Below are 14,422 nucleotides of genomic sequence, written 5' to 3'. Positions count from 1 at the left end.
TCTGAGATGGCCACTACCCTTGAACAGACCATTGCGCAGAGAGAGCGAAGCCGGCTTTCGGAATTTGTCGGCAGCCAGACCTTCTGGGTGCTGATCGCCGTCGTCCTCGCCTGCATTTTCCTGTCTTTCGCCACGGATTCCTTTGCCACGGCGAAGAACCTCTACAACATCACCCGCAACGTCACCTTCGTCGCCATCATCGCGCTCGGCATGACGCTCGTCATCATCACCGGCGGCATCGATCTTTCGGTGGGTTCGGTGCTTTGCCTCTGCAGCATGGTGCTGGCGGTGACCATGAATGCCGGCTACAGCATCGAGGTCGGGATAGCGGCGGCCATCGGCACGGCGCTTGTGGTCGGCGCCTTCAACGGGGTGATGATCGCCTATCTCGACTTCCCGCCCTTCGTGGTGACGCTCGGCATGCTGTCGATTGCACGCAGCCTGGCGATGGTCGCCTCCAACAACACCGTCGTGTTCCAGTTCGGTCCCGATCATGACCAGTTGCTGGCGCTCGGCGGCGGCGCCTGGTTTCTCGGCATCGCCAATCCGGTGCTCTACATGGTGATCCTGGCGCTGCTCACCGGCTTCGTGCTGCGCTGGACGCGGTTTGGCCGCTATGTCTTCGCGATCGGCGGCAACGAGCATGCCGCCACGCTCACCGGTGTTCCCGTGCGCAGCATCAAGGTCGCCGTCTATATGATCTCGGCGCTCTCGGCCGGCATTGCCGGCATCGTCCAGACGGGTTGGCTCGGCGCCGTCACCACCAATATCGGCGCCGGCATGGAGCTGCAGGTCATCGCCGCCGCGGTCATCGGCGGCGCCAATCTCGCCGGCGGTGTGGGCACGGCCTTCGGTGCGCTGGTGGGAGCGGCGCTGATCGAGGTGATCCGCAACAGTCTCGGCCTGCTCGGCATCAATGCATTCTGGCAGGGGACGTTTATCGGCGGAGCGATCGTGCTGGCGGTGCTGTTTGATCGGATACGGAATTTCAGGCAGAGCGAGTAGGCGACGCCCCGATCGGACGGCTGGGTAACAGAAGCGAAACGGCTGTCGAGCGCGCGGCCCGCCTACGCTGCCGGTGGGCGATACCGGATCGACTTCGCCTTTTCCAAGGCGCGGATCGTATCGTCGACGTCGAGGAGGACGGTGGTTTCCATCGAGCTGAGCGCGCCTCCTGCGCCGATCGCAAGCGCGACAGCCGCCATCGATACGTTGTCCGGCGCTTCCCACAAATTCCACCCATCATGCTCGCCGAAGGCGTACCAGAACCCGTGGAGTTTTCCGCCTACGGATTCGATGTAGCTCCGTGCCGCCTCCCGGCGATCTTCGGGGTTTTCGATCATGCGCGCCCAGGTCTCGGGCGTGTAGCTGAAGCGCGTGAGATACATGGCCATGGTTTGCCTCCTCCGCCAGAGCGATACAGTAAACGCTCAAGCGGCAGGGAATGCCAGTCATTCGATGTGCGTATCGTGCTCTCCTGCGTTCAGTCGCAAAGCAGCCCACAGGGTCTGTCAAACGACGTATATTGTTTTGCAGATATTGACCTTATAAGCAGTTCGGGGTTGGGGTGGAGCCGAGCCGTTCAGGCGCGCGACATGCGGTGTTCGCCCATCAGGCGTTTGGGTCGAGATGATTTCATTTGCGGATACGGGCAAGGCACAGGATCTCCGCTTCGGCGATCTGGTCATCGATGAAGCCTGCATGTTTGCCCATCGCAATGGGCAGACGATCCAGTTCACCAGAAACGAGCGCGCTTTGCTGCTGGCTTTCACCGGCAATCCGCGCCGTCTCATGAGCCGCAACCGTCTGCTGGATGAGATCGCCCAGCCGGGCTCGGATGCATCCGACCGCAATATCGATTTTCTGGTCAACAGATTGCGGCTGAAGCTCGGCGACAACGCCAAGTCCCCCCTCTACATCGCGACCCAATATGGCGAGGGCTACGTCTGGATCGCCACTCCATCCCGGCCTGGCCCGATCGATGCCTTCCTGATCATCGCTCCCAGCTTCGAGCTTGAGAAACATCCGCTGCGCCAGCAAGGCCTGTCGCTGGTGGACAGGCTCCGCGACAGGATCGCGCCGGCGATCGGCGCCGGCCGCAAGGTCGCCATTACGGAAAGAAACCTTCTCGCCGCCTATGACAAGGCGCGCTATCTGCTGCAGGTTGGTTTTCATGCCGATGCCGGTTTTCATGGCGATAGCGGCCGGCTCAACTGTGCCGCCACGCTGCGGGAAATGCCCGCAAAGCGTATCGTCAAGGCCTTCCGCCTGCATCTCGATGCCGCGGACGACCTGTCCTTCGTGAACGAGGCGGCGCGCCTCTCCGAAGGCGTTGTCGCAGCCCTTCAGCAGGCCCTGAAAGACGCCTCCGACGGGCTCGGCGTACCCGCGGATGAAACGCCTGAGGTCCGGCTGAAAAGCGCCTCACAGCTGCTGTCGACCTCCAACCCGAAATGGCTGGCCAGCGGCGAGCGGCTTGCCAGCAGCCGCGAGCAGGATCCCTTCGATGCAGACGCCGCGATCCAGTGGTGCCTGCACCTTTTCGCGCGCCTTATCCTCACCAATCCGTTCGGGGATCGCATCAGCCTGGAAGAGCGCGATCGCATCGAGAGCGAGATCGAAGGCACCGTGCTGGAGTGCCTGCCCGAAATCGAGGACAAGCCGCTCCTGATGCTGGGGGCCGCCAAGCTTTTCTATTTCATCAATCGCGGCCATCTCGACCTTGCCGCCGAACTGGCCGAGCGGGCGCTCACCCGCACGCAGGATTCCACCGCCGGCCTGCCCATTCTCGGGCAGCTCAGCTATGCCCGCGGCCGTTTCGACGAAGCGGTCGCTTTCTTCGATCGGGGCATCAAGGCGGGCGAAGCGGGCACGGAGTTTAATCGCCATCTCAGGGTCTTGAAGTGCATTGCCCTGCTGGCTGCCGGCCACAGCCCTTCTTCGGCCGCCCTGGCCACCGATATATCGAACCTCGGTTCGGATTGCCCGCCGCAGATCGCCCTGATGATCGGCTGGATGGCGGCGCAGCCGGATCGGAAACTGCCGGACGCCTCGGAACGGGCGCTTGCCGCCCTCGGGCCGGATCATGCCGCCGCGGCAATCGAATATCTCTACTTCACCTCCGCGCGCCACGTCGTCTCACAGGACGGGCGCGCAAACGTCATGCGCAACATGATCGCGCATGTCTCGCGCCTGTACGGCAGGCAGGCTATTCCCGATTTCGTCCTGCGCAGCATCGGTTCCGCCGCCGGCGCCTGAGCCATCGCTCATATCTGTCTTTGCCGCCCGCGCCAGCCGGCATGCCGGTTTTCTGCGCCCTCAAATATTGAGCAAACAATCCTCTGATAGCCACGACCGCCGCTGCCCCTGGCGGTCACGTCCCTTATGAAGACGAAGGCCAGGGCAACGGCTGTTGAATGATCACGAGCGCGGCGCGTCGAGCCAAAAGCCGCGTGCAATCTTTATTGAGGGGGCCATACTCGCATGCCATTTCCAGTCAGGCGTATCCGATACAGAGTCGTTCTCTGCGCAACCCTTCTCATCGATGCCAGCATTCTTGAGGGGTGCCAGCAGATGTCCGCGGACATTGAGCAGAGGAAGCTGGACGATAAAGCCCAAAAGGAGCTGTGGGATCAGGCACTGGCGTTCGGGCGAAGTGAATCAAACGGGAGTTCGATGAAGACGCCGACGCCGACGTCCACATCCAAGCCGGCGCCCGCGCCCACGCCGCAGCTTGACCCGAACGGCTTGCCACTCTGAAACCGATACCGTCGAGCAAACCGCGAGGCGGCGGTTCTTAGCGCCTCGGCATCGTCATTCTCGCCAACAAGAACTATCCCAACGAAGATCGCGTCTCCGCAGCCTACGACATACTGACCGCGCTCGCAGCAAAATGATCTCCGGCGCCTGGAATTCGACCGGCGCGCATCGGCAATCAGCCGTTCGCAAGATCCGATAGGAGGACGACCATGAATATCATGGAGATGCCAGGCTACATCACGACGATGAGCAGCCATAAAAGACTGCAAATTATCCACTTATGCACAATAAACAACAATTCTCCCAATAATGATCTATGACAAGGGGAAATTTACTGCAATAATACCGGTGCAAAGTGCAAATATTCCCATATGAGGACCCGTCAACCACCCCGGCGGGTCCTCAACTTTTCATGGCACCTATTCCAGCGGGATGCACTCGGTGCGGGGGCGAGTTCTGGCGGATAACCTGGGCTGTCGCCAGCGCGAGGCGCAAACGAAAGCAAAAGCATCCCGCGATAATATTTCCACCAGGATGACAATCTATCTCCGAGTCAATCCCCGACAACGAAGCCGTGACCTTAGTCACCGTCATGATAGTGATATTATTTCAGGATAAACGACGACAATAATCTGTGTAATTCCTCGCAGAAATACATCCAATGATCACCATTGTCTAAAGTTTAATCATCTTATAATTGATATATAAATACAACTTCCGTATGAAATCATTTATTTTATCTTTTGATAAAATTTTCACTCCCCTGCACAAAATTTGCCCATGCACCTTGCCGCCGAAATGGCCGTATTCTTCGTCTGCAAAGAACGGAAAATCGCCATCAAAAGCGCTCTCCATATCCGGTCGCCGGCAGCCGACAGGCTGTCGGCGTCATCGACGACCATGGATTTTTCGAGTCGCTCCCGAGTGCGCTTGCGCCGAAACTTGTTCATGGATGGCAGCATCTTTATACGACGGCGCGCCCGTATATGCAGCTAAATCAGCGTCTTAAGCCGATCATCCCAGGAATTCCGCCGGGCGCCTCCTGGGTCTGGGAATATCCCTCCATCGGGCTTCAACCTGAGCTGCCGATACGACCTGCTCTCTTTGACGGCCGCGCCTGCCGAGCTGTCCGATACGTCCAGATAACCCTGGCCCGCTGCGATTCCGCCCGCTCCGACCTGTGTCGAAATGGTCGCACTCGGCAGCCGAATCAACTCTTCATAAAGCATTTGCTTGCTCAACTTATAATTTGTGTCATGGTCACTGTAAGTAGTGAGGGAGCCGACCAGATGAGTGATTTAGCATCGCAGATTCCGGAATTTGGTTACGATGAGCGCGTGATGATCTGCCGCAAGCAGATCGAGAAGGCGGTTTATCAGTTCATTGCAAATACCAAGGTCGACGGATGCGATCCGGCGGAAGTCGCAATGGCCATCGCAGATATCGCCGACGATTACATTTTGCTTCTGGCTCAGAAGCGCAACTTGACCCATTGAGGTCCCGAACCGGCGGCAAGGCAGCCCACTCGTCCATAGGACGCGCGGATCGCGATTTCGCAACCGCTTCTCCGGTGGAAGCCAAGCTGAGAAGACCGCCTAGAACTGCTTGAAGCCATCCCAGGATGGCGGCAGAGCTACGCTCACCCAACGCTCCCGCTATCGGCGGCCCCCCACCTACACCTCGCTCCAGTCTGTTCAGTCGCGCACGCCAAAGCCCCGAACATCTCGCGATCTTCGGGGCTATTCTGTCTGATACAGCGGCGCCCGGCCGGGCGTAAGCTTTCTAAAGCAGGTCGCGATCTTTGAGATTCGCTTCTTCCGCTTTAGGTCCTTTTCGCATGTCGCGCAAAACCACCCTTTTGCGCGACATGCTTCAGTGGCTTCGCACGCTCACCTGCGGAACCGGAGAACTCAACTCGGCGAGATCCCTGGTCAGGCCCCCTCCCACTTCCTGTTTCACGGCCTCGAGTGCGAGATCGAGGCAATGCGTCGCAAATTGCAGTTTGACGTCTTGGGCGACCTGCCGCGCATAGGCGATCATTCGCGCAAGTGCGACGAGTTCGTCCAGACCGTCTTCCGCCCCTTGGTCTGTGTTTATCCTGGCAACCGATGTCACGCCCATGCCCTATTCTCCCACGAATTCAAGGCACAATACGCGGGCGGCGGCGTTCCAGCCCGTGAAAAAAGCGTGACACAACCCTTGGTGACGTTCGTCACATTTTGCTCACAGCACAGGTCGAGTGCGGAACGAGGTTTCGTGGAGCTTCCAGGGCAGAACGGCGCTCGAGCGGGCGTCTTCGGCTTCCTGCACGGCTTTCAGCAATTCCAGGGCATCGATGCGTTTTTGATCGATGGAATGGGCAATGAGCGCCGCCAGCAGCTGCGGGCGATCCGCTTCGACCAGATCAGTGCATCGCTCGACAACTGTCCGCCATGTCCTTTTCTTGAAAAAAATCGCAGCTGCGGCCTTTTCGAGCGCCTCGCGCTGCCGGTGTGTCAGCAGCCCGTCACGCTCCATCGCATCGAGCGTTGCCGTGACATTGACCAGCGGCACCGTCAGCGGCTTGTTGCCGAGCGCGCTCGGAGCATGCGTCAGCGCGACGGCGGCATCGTCGACGAGCCGGCCGGTGCGGTAGTCTTCGAAAATGCGACCGATCCCGATCATGCCGAACGGATGGCATTCCGCGGCCCGCAGCGCCCCCATGCTCGCTGCCCCCAGCACCGTCACGCCGAGCGACAGGGCATGGAGAATTTCCTTGTGCCAGACCGGCGCCGCATATTCGAAGCCGCCGTCGATCAGGCCGATGACATTGGCGCCCTCTGCCACCGCGGCCAGCACGTCGCCCTGCGTGGCGGGCGGCAGCACGCGTATCCCCTCGCCGGCAAGCGAAGCCGCGTCGGGAAGACTGGGGCCTGCAAAAATGATCTTCAAAACCCTATCGCTTTCGCAAGCGCCCTCGTTCCAAATCGCCGGGCACGCTCACCCTCCGGATTTTCGAGCTCGGGGATGACGGTTTTGACGACGCTGAAGGGAAGCGTCTCGTCGCTGAGGCGCACGACGACGACCGACGAAATCCCCCTGCTGCGCAGGCTATCGAGCACGTGCTGCAGCAGGAGCGGCAGATCCTGTTGCCCAAGTCCCGTCGTGCCGTCACGGTCGATGGCGGCAGCGGGCGGGGCGGCGACGGCATCGAAAGCCCGCCGCATGAACGGCGGTAAAAGTCCCGAGAAAGCTGCCTCAGAAATATCGTCCCGGGCGCCGCTGATATAGGTGAGCCGCGACTGCACCGCCTCCGTCACCGCCCGAATGGCCGCCCGCACAGGGGACGGATGCGCTCCCGCCCCGCCCGTCACCTCGACCAGGCGAATGTCCCTGTGGCCCAGCACGTCGCCCGGGCCAAGCATGGCGGTGAAACAGGGGATCGCAATGTCGCTGGTAATGTCGAAGAGCCTGAGCGCCAGGCCCGGTGCCTCGATCCTGTCGATCAGTCCGGTAAGCGCGCTATCCCCAAAGCCCCGGGGATCGACGCAGCGAGAATAACGTTCCGCCTCCCTGCCAACCTGCCACAGCATATGGGCGTCGCGCTCGATCCGCTCCAGCACGCCGTGAAAGACCGCTTCCTCGACAGTGTTTCCCGATGCCAGCCCATCCGACGACATCCAGTATCGGGCCTCGCGCGTGCGGTCGAGCACCACCGCCTCGAAGGGAATATGGATGGTGTCGCCTGTGAGAATATTGACGCCGGCGACCCATTCGGTCTCCTCGTCCGGCCCGAGATCCAGCTTATGGACGGCGGCCAGGCAGTCCAGCCTGTCGACCAGGCAGCCCTTTGCCTGGAGACCGGAAGCAGAACCATGGACGAGATTGACGGAGGGTTCACCTGCAACCGCCCGCTCGAGGGCTTCCATGACGGCGGACACCTTGGCGTCGAGATCGGTCAGGCCCTTTCCCTGGGCGATCACGATCGATCGGGAGTTCGGAGTATAGGCGCACCAGACGGGGATGCCGATATCGTCCAGTCCAGTATGCCTGGCGACCCTGGTAATGCCGAACCGCGTCAGCAAAGGTTCGACGCGGGAAAGGGTTTCCCGCGGCGAGATGATCCTGTCGGAATATAGGCTCGGCATCAGCTGTGTCAGAGAGCCTGCTCAGCCGTCGACGTGACCGGAAAGGGCAACCTGCACCGACGAAACGGCGACGGCGAGATCGACGTTGTTGACGAAAGTGCCGCCCGATTTGCGCAGGCCGCTCGCGGTCGCCAGGTCTCCTGTCGGATTGAGTGGCTTGACCGTGCCCGCATCGAGATCGGCGAGCCAGAGACCTGCTTCGCCCGGTATTCCAATAATGACTGCCTTTGCCATGTAATGCCCCTCAATAATTGTTAAAAACCAGCCCTCAACAGGCCCTCCCGATAAAGCTCCTTTTGCCAAAGTTCCTTGAAGGGAACGATGGCGAGCCACTTCTCGACGTCGAACACCGGGTTGATGCTCTCGGCGCGCTGCCGATGGAAAAGCGCCCGTTTTCGATCGCCGATCATTGCGCAACTGGCCGCCGCGATGCGATGGGCCGGCGCTTTGTCCTTCATCGCCTCGACATAGGCGACTGCCTCCTCGTACTGCTCAAGGAAGAAGCTCGCTCCTGCGGCGCACCAGAGATAGGCGTCGGGCGCGAGCGGATTAAGCGAAATCGCCTTTGTGATTTTGGCAAGCGCATCGCCGGGGCGCGAAGCATGCACGAGCGTGTCGGCATGGCTGTAAATGACATCGGCAAAATGCGGGCTGAGCTCTTCCGCCAAATCAAGCGCCGCGACGCTGGCATCGACATCGCCGAGATAGAGTTTGGTGACGCCGAGCTCGCGATGCCCCGCCGCCGAGGACGGATCCCGCTCGATGGCGCGCAGCGCGTGCTGCTCGGCCAGATGCAGCAATTCGTTGTCGCCCTGCGCCGTCACCAGCCATTCGCTGGTAAAGGTCCTCGCCAGCCCGGTAAAGGAAGGCGAAAAATCCGGCTTGTGCGCCAGCGATTGTTTGAACGCCTTTCTTGCCCGCCGAATATGCGGCAAGGTCAACTTGCTCATCAGGCTCGAGCCGACGAGATAGGAATGATAGGCCTGCGGGTTGGCTTCGAAACGCAGCCGCTCCTCCTCGTTTTCGGCCAGCTCGCTCGCCACCGACAAAGTCAGCTGCTGGGCGATCAGCCGCCGCTGGCGCGGCAATATATCGGGCGTCATCGCAAAGCGATTGGCCCAGATGATCTCGTCCGTGGGGAAATAAATCAGCTGCGCGAACAATCCCTCTTCGGAGAAGCGCGTATCAAGCAGATAGGCGATCGAGTGCCGGGCGACGATGGCCGCCTTCTCGGAGTCGCGGCGGATCTGCCCTGCCGTATGCGGCGCGACGATGGAAATGTTCCTCACCGCGCAGAGTTCGATCGTGACATCTTCGATGAGCGCATTCGCAAGAGCAAGCCCGGCATCCGCATGTTTCGATGTCGGGGGAAGCAGCACCAGGCGAGGCAGGATCAGCGGTGCAGGTAATATGTGCTCCGTGTCGCCAGGCGCCTCCCCGCCAGCCGCCGAACGCTTCACCTCCACTCTTGCGGGGCGATCGCCCAATCGCTCGCTTAACGAGGATCCACCGGACAACTGATGCAGTAATGCCCTTACCTGCTCGTCATTCGGGTCGCGTTCGAGGATCTGCAGAGCCGCGCTGGAAATGATGCGCGCATCCCCTGGATTGTGCACCTCGGGCAGCGCGTCCAGCCAAGCCTGCCGCAATTGCAGCGCCTGGGCGTCCCGCTGCGCCCTGATCCAGGCATCGATCGGCTTGGTCGCCGGCTTGATATTTCCGATGAAGCCGCGCTGGGTCAGTTCGGCGATCGCCTTCAGCCGCTCCAGCGGCGCACCGCCGGCGTGGAAGATATCGAGGTCGCTGGAAACCGCTTGGGCGTCGAGACGAACGCTGGTGGCGGTGAAATCGAAGGGCAGTTCGGCGCGTGCGCCATCCATTTCGCGGATGCGCGAAAGCAGTTTGCGCAAATTGAGCCGCGTCTGCTCGGGCTCGACGTCGCTCCACAGGAATTGAGCCAGTTCATACCGGCTGAGCTCACGGCTCGGGCCGGTATAGAGAAGGGCCATCATCAACAGGCCCTTGATCGGATAGCGAACCGGATCGCCACTCGTCTCGATCAACCGCAGATCGCCAAATGTCTGCAGGTGAAACACGATCCATCCTCAGCCGTTCACAACCGGATCCTGTAATTCAGCATCGATGTCGGACAGTCCCGCGACCGCCAGGCTTTTGGCCAATGCCACGAGCTTTTGCCGGATATTCGGATCCTCGATCGCGATGAACGCCCTGTTGAGGGCTAGGCCCTCCTTCGACGACAGGAACTTGTTCAACTCGCTCGTTTCGCCTTCGATCGGCCCGGCGCCGCTATTCTCGAAGAAGAAGCCGATGGGCACGCGAAGGATCTCGGATATGCGCTGAAGCCGGCTGGCCCCTATCCGGTTCGTCCCCTTTTCATATTTCTGGATCTGCTGGAAGGTAATACCCAGAAGCTCGGCCAGTCCGTGCTGGGTCATCCCGAGCGTCTTTCGCCGAACGCGCACGCGGTTACCAACATAGACGTCGATTGAATTCGGCGATTTAGCCTTCATGTGAACAACTCTCCCGCTTGATCAGCACGCCCTGCTGTATAATGGAGAGTTTAACCAAGAATGCAACTAAAAGTAAATATTTTGGTAAGGAATTTTTTCACCGGCCAATACAGTAAAAACAACCTGTGGATTATTAGGCCCCTGAGACGATTTGAGCCCGACCCGGAGCAGTCGGCAGGGCGGACAGGCCGCCTGCGGCCAGCCGCCCGCTCTAAGCAGGCTTCTGGGCGACGGCGATCATTGACTTGGCGAAAGCTGGGATCCTGCCGACATATTCGAAACGAATATTGTCGAAGCCGCTGTCCGCCAGCAGCGTGCTCAACGTACTTTTCGACCAGAACTTGATATGACCATGATCCTTCAGCGGCATGAAGTGATCGTCCATCTTCCCCACCGCTGCCAAAGCGAGGTTCTTCAGATAGCCGTGATAGGGCGTCGACATCACGGCAATACCGCCCGGCTTGACGAGATCGTACATCGTCGAGGTGAATGACTTCGGGTCGTAGACATGCTCGACGACCTCGAGACTGATGACCGCATTGAATTTGCCGTATTCCCTGGAAAGGTCGTCATAGGCCGAGCCGACATTCAGCGGCAGATCGGGATAGTGGATGTTGGCCTTGGTGATGCCGTCATTGGACGGATCGACGCCGACGACATCATATCCCTTTTGCGCGAGAGCCGCCGCCGCCCCGCCGGTTCCACATCCCAAATCGAAGACGTCGTTTTCCAGGGTCCCGTCGAAATGGTTTTCCAGCACATCGAAGACCGTCGGCAGAATGTAGGAGTGCGCGGTCGTCGGTTTGGCGTGTACGTAGGTGGTCGCGTCTAGCTCTACAGACATGTGCGTCTCCTTTCTGCTCTGCGATTGCACCGGACCCTATCGAAAAATACGTCGAAAATTTGATGAAAACCGATAAATCCGAAAAAGCGGAAAGGACAGCCGAAATAAATCTATAGTTTTATCACGGATAAACAAAAACTTTTGCGCGAGAATTTGATATTTATGAAAATAAATTACAGAAAACCAACAGGATAAGCTATCGCTCTGACGCAGATAAGCTTAAGCGGTCAACCGGATTTTCAATAACATTCGAAAACCATCTACCGGGATACCAATCCAAATCGTCTTGTCGGCCGGCTGGCTGTCGTTAGGAGGCGCGATTATCCTCTATCCCTCGTTGCAATTGTTGATAGCGGCATTGGAGATTCTCGGCTGAAATGGTGCCGAAGCGTCCTTCAGGAAATCTGTAGCGCGCCCGAGCCGGCGGCGAATGGAAAAGATGCCCAATTGCCGACATGAAGCCAAAGATATTTAACGGATGCCTGTATACTGCTGGATTTAGACAGCCCGATCGAAACCCTTCTCGCGTTTCGGAGAAGACAAGCTTGCCCAACACCTCGCCCGCATATGCGAAACAACCGGTGAAAAAACCGCGGCTTCCCGTGGTTTTCTGGTTGTTGCTGGCGATTTCCCTCTCGCTGATCATGGGAACGGTGCTTCTTTCCAACGACATGAAACACTTGAGGGAGGCCGGCCGTTACTTCGGCTACGATCTCTTCCCTCAGGAGGTGCAGCCGCCTCCACCCAAGGCCCTCCCCCGCCCGGCGCCGCCGGCCACGTTCAAGCTGCCTTTGCACGTCATCGAAACGCCCATCGCGCAGACCGCATCGGCTTTTCTCCGCACATGGCGGATATCCGGCCCGGCAATGTGCGCGGCGCTGCGCGATGCCGGCATTGAGACCAGCGAGTGGGCGGCGGCAAGCTTCAACGCCGATACATATGAATGCTTCTTCGAGCACAGCGGCAAGCGGGAGAAGGATCAGCTTCCGAGCTCCATCTTCGTCATCGTCCGCGGCGACGCCGCCGGCACGATCAACAATATGCGCGTGAAGATCATCAATCCTCAGACCGATCAGCACGGCCAGCTCGATCCCGTCATTCTGCGAATTTTCGAAATCATGCTGCGCCAGCCGCAATGGCTCGATTTCCACGAAACGCTGAACGCGATCCAGAATTTGCGGGACGTCAAGGAAGACGGCTTCGGAGCCAACATCAATTTCAGCCGCGAGGTGCTCAACGAGGGGCGGTACAATTTCACCCTTTCGCTGGATCCGACCTCGCCTCCCCAGAAAAGAACGAGGAATTATTTCTCCGAGAGAAGATGGCTCCTCTCGCCGGACCCTTCGGGCAAGACCGGCGACGCGCAATCGGAAGCAGCAACCGAGCCTCCCGATCCGGCCGCGCAGACGGAAGATCCGCAACAGCCGCGTTAGCGCATATCACCACGATATGCGAAAACCGGGACCTGGGTCACAGGCCGAGTTCAGACCCGGTCAGGCCATATGGCTTGCATCTTTGTGATGCCAGGAGAGGAGCTTATAAAGCTCGGTCAAGCTGTCGGGATCCGGCCGTTCCGTGCTGTCGCCGCCCGTCAGGCGCCAGACGCGTTCGACATTGAGATCCTGCGTGACCTGCGCAAGATCGTCGTTCAGTGACTGAATGACGACCGCCGATTGCCGCAGCCGCGAAGAGGCTCTGACCAGTGCGGCGAGCAGGACGAGAATGATGCCGATGACGCCGAAAACGAGGGCCGAGAACTGGCGATCATCGAGATGGGATAGGTTGTTTCGGACAGTCGCCATAAAAAAAGCGGCATTATGAAATGCCATATGAAAACAGCTCGTCAGATAGCTAACCCAATCTTCCATCAAGAGCGTCCTCCACAGCGGCTTATATCTTGGAGCATGCTGAAAAGTCTAGAGAATACTGCCAGAGCCGCCCCACAGCGGAAGTATATTCGAAGTGGTATTACCCTATTGATTTGAGCGCGAACCGCGGAAGGATCGGCGCCGCCGAACCGGGCCTCGAGCGCCACCGCAGACGTGAAACCAGCGAACAGTGAGAGAAAGAATGAATAGAAGACGTTTCCTCGCCTCCGTTCCGCTCGCCCTGTTATATGTCCGCGCCGGTGACGCGCTGGCGCAAGTGGCGCCGTCTGCCGGGCTGCGCGCCCTTGCCGACAGGAAATCGTTCCGATTCGGCTCGGCCATCGACGCCGGGGATATCAACGACCCCGTCGCTTCGCAGCTCTACATCGACAGCGTCAATTCGATCACGCCGCGAAACGAGTTGAAGTGGAACGCGACGGAAAAGAGGCCCGGCGTCTTTTCCTTCGGCCCCGCCGACCGGATCGTCGCGTTTGCACGCAAAAATAATATGAAGGTTTATGGCCACACGCTGATCTGGTATCGCGTCCCGGATTGGGTGTCCGCCATCAAGGATACGCAGACCATTCGGACGGCAATGAACCGTCATATAAAACAGGTTGTCACTCGCTATAAGAGGTCGATCGATGCTTGGGACGTGGTGAACGAACCGTTGGAGTATGATGCGCCGGATCTGCGGGATTGTGTTTTCCGACGCCTTCTTGGCGACGACTATATCCGTATGAGTTTCGACATGGCGCACGAGGCCAATCCCGGCGCGATGCTCGTTCTCAACGAAACGCATCTGGAGAAAAAATCCGACGTGTTCGAGCAGAAGCGCACGCGCATCCTGAAAATCGTCGAGGATCTCGTCGCCAGGAAAACGCCGATCGGCGCCGTCGGCCTGCAATCGCATTTCCGTCCCGGTCTCGATAGGATCGATCCGGAGGGAATGGGCCGCTTCTGCGCAGCGCTGAAGGATATGGGCGTCGGCGTTTTCATCACCGAACTCGATGCCTCCTGCCACTTCCTCCAGCGCGACAAAGGCTTCACGCCGGCCTCCTATGCCGAGATCTTCGGCGACGTCATCACCGTCGCTGCCGAGCGTGGTGACTTGAAAGGTGCCACCGTTTGGGGCATGTCGGAGAAATATGGCGAGCTTGACGAGAAGGACACCAATCCCGGCGCGGGATGCGCGAAGCGCGTTAATCTTTACGACGAAAACAACGATCCGAGAAGTTCGGTTGATGGCATCAAGCGGGCAATAGAGGCAATGTGATCGCCAAGACAGCGGAG

15 protein-coding genes are annotated in these 14,422 nt (G+C 59.3%); 5 read left to right on the top strand and 10 right to left on the bottom strand.

Annotated features, from left to right (window positions below; translation table 11 throughout):
• Positions 1-6: 6 nt before the first annotated feature.
• Positions 7-1,005, top strand: a complete 999-nt coding sequence (locus tag ATY76_RS01025) for an ABC transporter permease (RefSeq protein ID WP_088672926.1) — start codon at positions 7-9, stop codon at positions 1,003-1,005.
• Positions 1,006-1,067: 62 nt separating this feature from the next.
• Here the strand turns inward: ATY76_RS01025 and ATY76_RS01020 are convergent, their stop codons facing one another.
• Positions 1,068-1,394 (bottom strand): GYD domain-containing protein, encoded by a 327-nt coding sequence (locus tag ATY76_RS01020; RefSeq protein ID WP_190233564.1) that lies wholly within the window; start codon positions 1,392-1,394, stop codon positions 1,068-1,070.
• A 235-nt stretch (positions 1,395-1,629) separates the two neighbouring features.
• On the opposite strand from ATY76_RS01020, the gene ATY76_RS01015 reads away from it, so the two are divergent.
• A complete protein-coding gene (locus tag ATY76_RS01015) occupies positions 1,630-3,258 on the top strand; it encodes a winged helix-turn-helix domain-containing protein (RefSeq protein ID WP_088672925.1) in 1,629 nt (542 codons plus the stop codon).
• 1,256 nt (positions 3,259-4,514) lie between these two features.
• Here ATY76_RS01015 and ATY76_RS32990 read toward each other — a convergent pair.
• Positions 4,515-4,709: a hypothetical protein gene (locus ATY76_RS32990; protein WP_141104966.1), complete on the bottom strand. Its 195-nt coding sequence runs from the start codon at positions 4,707-4,709 to the stop codon at positions 4,515-4,517.
• Between the two features lie 339 nt (positions 4,710-5,048).
• Here ATY76_RS32990 and ATY76_RS34495 point away from each other — a divergent pair, with 339 nt between their 5' ends.
• Positions 5,049-5,255 carry a hypothetical protein gene (locus ATY76_RS34495; RefSeq protein ID WP_088672922.1) on the top strand — a complete coding sequence of 69 codons (207 nt, stop codon included), beginning with the start codon at positions 5,049-5,051 and terminating at the stop codon, positions 5,253-5,255.
• A gap of 376 nt (positions 5,256-5,631) precedes the next feature.
• Here the strand turns inward: ATY76_RS34495 and ATY76_RS00995 are convergent, their stop codons facing one another.
• From ATY76_RS00995 to ATY76_RS00965, 7 genes are all read right to left on the bottom strand, one after another.
• The gene (locus ATY76_RS00995) at positions 5,632-5,880 is read right to left on the bottom strand and encodes a hypothetical protein (protein ID WP_088672921.1); all 249 of its coding nucleotides are present in this window, start codon (positions 5,878-5,880) and stop codon (positions 5,632-5,634) included.
• A 102-nt stretch (positions 5,881-5,982) separates the two neighbouring features.
• The gene (locus tag ATY76_RS00990) at positions 5,983-6,690 is read right to left on the bottom strand and encodes a TfuA-like protein (RefSeq protein ID WP_088672920.1); all 708 of its coding nucleotides are present in this window, start codon (positions 6,688-6,690) and stop codon (positions 5,983-5,985) included.
• Positions 6,687-7,859, bottom strand: a complete 1,173-nt coding sequence (locus tag ATY76_RS00985; protein ID WP_088673720.1) for a YcaO-like family protein — start codon at positions 7,857-7,859, stop codon at positions 6,687-6,689. The genes ATY76_RS00990 and ATY76_RS00985 overlap by 4 nt, the downstream gene beginning before the upstream one ends.
• A 48-nt stretch (positions 7,860-7,907) precedes the next feature.
• The gene (locus tag ATY76_RS00980) at positions 7,908-8,120 is read right to left on the bottom strand and encodes a hypothetical protein (protein ID WP_088672919.1); all 213 of its coding nucleotides are present in this window, start codon (positions 8,118-8,120) and stop codon (positions 7,908-7,910) included.
• A 20-nt stretch (positions 8,121-8,140) separates the two neighbouring features.
• Complete coding sequence (locus tag ATY76_RS00975; protein WP_088672918.1) at positions 8,141-9,982, bottom strand: peptide antibiotic resistance protein; 1,842 nt, start codon at positions 9,980-9,982, stop codon at positions 8,141-8,143.
• Between the two features lie 9 nt (positions 9,983-9,991).
• The gene (locus ATY76_RS00970) at positions 9,992-10,417 is read right to left on the bottom strand and encodes a helix-turn-helix transcriptional regulator (RefSeq protein WP_088672917.1); all 426 of its coding nucleotides are present in this window, start codon (positions 10,415-10,417) and stop codon (positions 9,992-9,994) included.
• Positions 10,418-10,628: 211 nt separating this feature from the next.
• Positions 10,629-11,261 carry a methyltransferase domain-containing protein gene (locus ATY76_RS00965; RefSeq protein WP_088672916.1) on the bottom strand — a complete coding sequence of 211 codons (633 nt, stop codon included), beginning with the start codon at positions 11,259-11,261 and terminating at the stop codon, positions 10,629-10,631.
• Between the two features lie 545 nt (positions 11,262-11,806).
• On the opposite strand from ATY76_RS00965, the gene ATY76_RS00960 reads away from it, so the two are divergent.
• A complete protein-coding gene (locus tag ATY76_RS00960) occupies positions 11,807-12,694 on the top strand; it encodes a DUF6030 family protein (protein WP_088672915.1) in 888 nt (295 codons plus the stop codon).
• A 60-nt stretch (positions 12,695-12,754) separates the two neighbouring features.
• On the opposite strand, the gene ATY76_RS00955 is transcribed toward ATY76_RS00960, so the two are convergent.
• Positions 12,755-13,063: a hypothetical protein gene (locus tag ATY76_RS00955; RefSeq protein ID WP_245309638.1), complete on the bottom strand. Its 309-nt coding sequence runs from the start codon at positions 13,061-13,063 to the stop codon at positions 12,755-12,757.
• Positions 13,064-13,331: 268 nt separating this feature from the next.
• On the opposite strand from ATY76_RS00955, the gene ATY76_RS00950 reads away from it, so the two are divergent.
• The gene (locus ATY76_RS00950) at positions 13,332-14,405 is read left to right on the top strand and encodes an endo-1,4-beta-xylanase (protein WP_088672914.1); all 1,074 of its coding nucleotides are present in this window, start codon (positions 13,332-13,334) and stop codon (positions 14,403-14,405) included.
• The last annotated feature ends 17 nt before the right edge of the window (positions 14,406-14,422 follow it).

Origin of the sequence: Rhizobium sp. R339, from assembly GCF_002211395.1 — a bacterium.
GTDB lineage: Bacteria > Pseudomonadota > Alphaproteobacteria > Rhizobiales > Rhizobiaceae > Rhizobium.
This window is presented reverse-complemented; position numbering and strand designations above follow the sequence as displayed.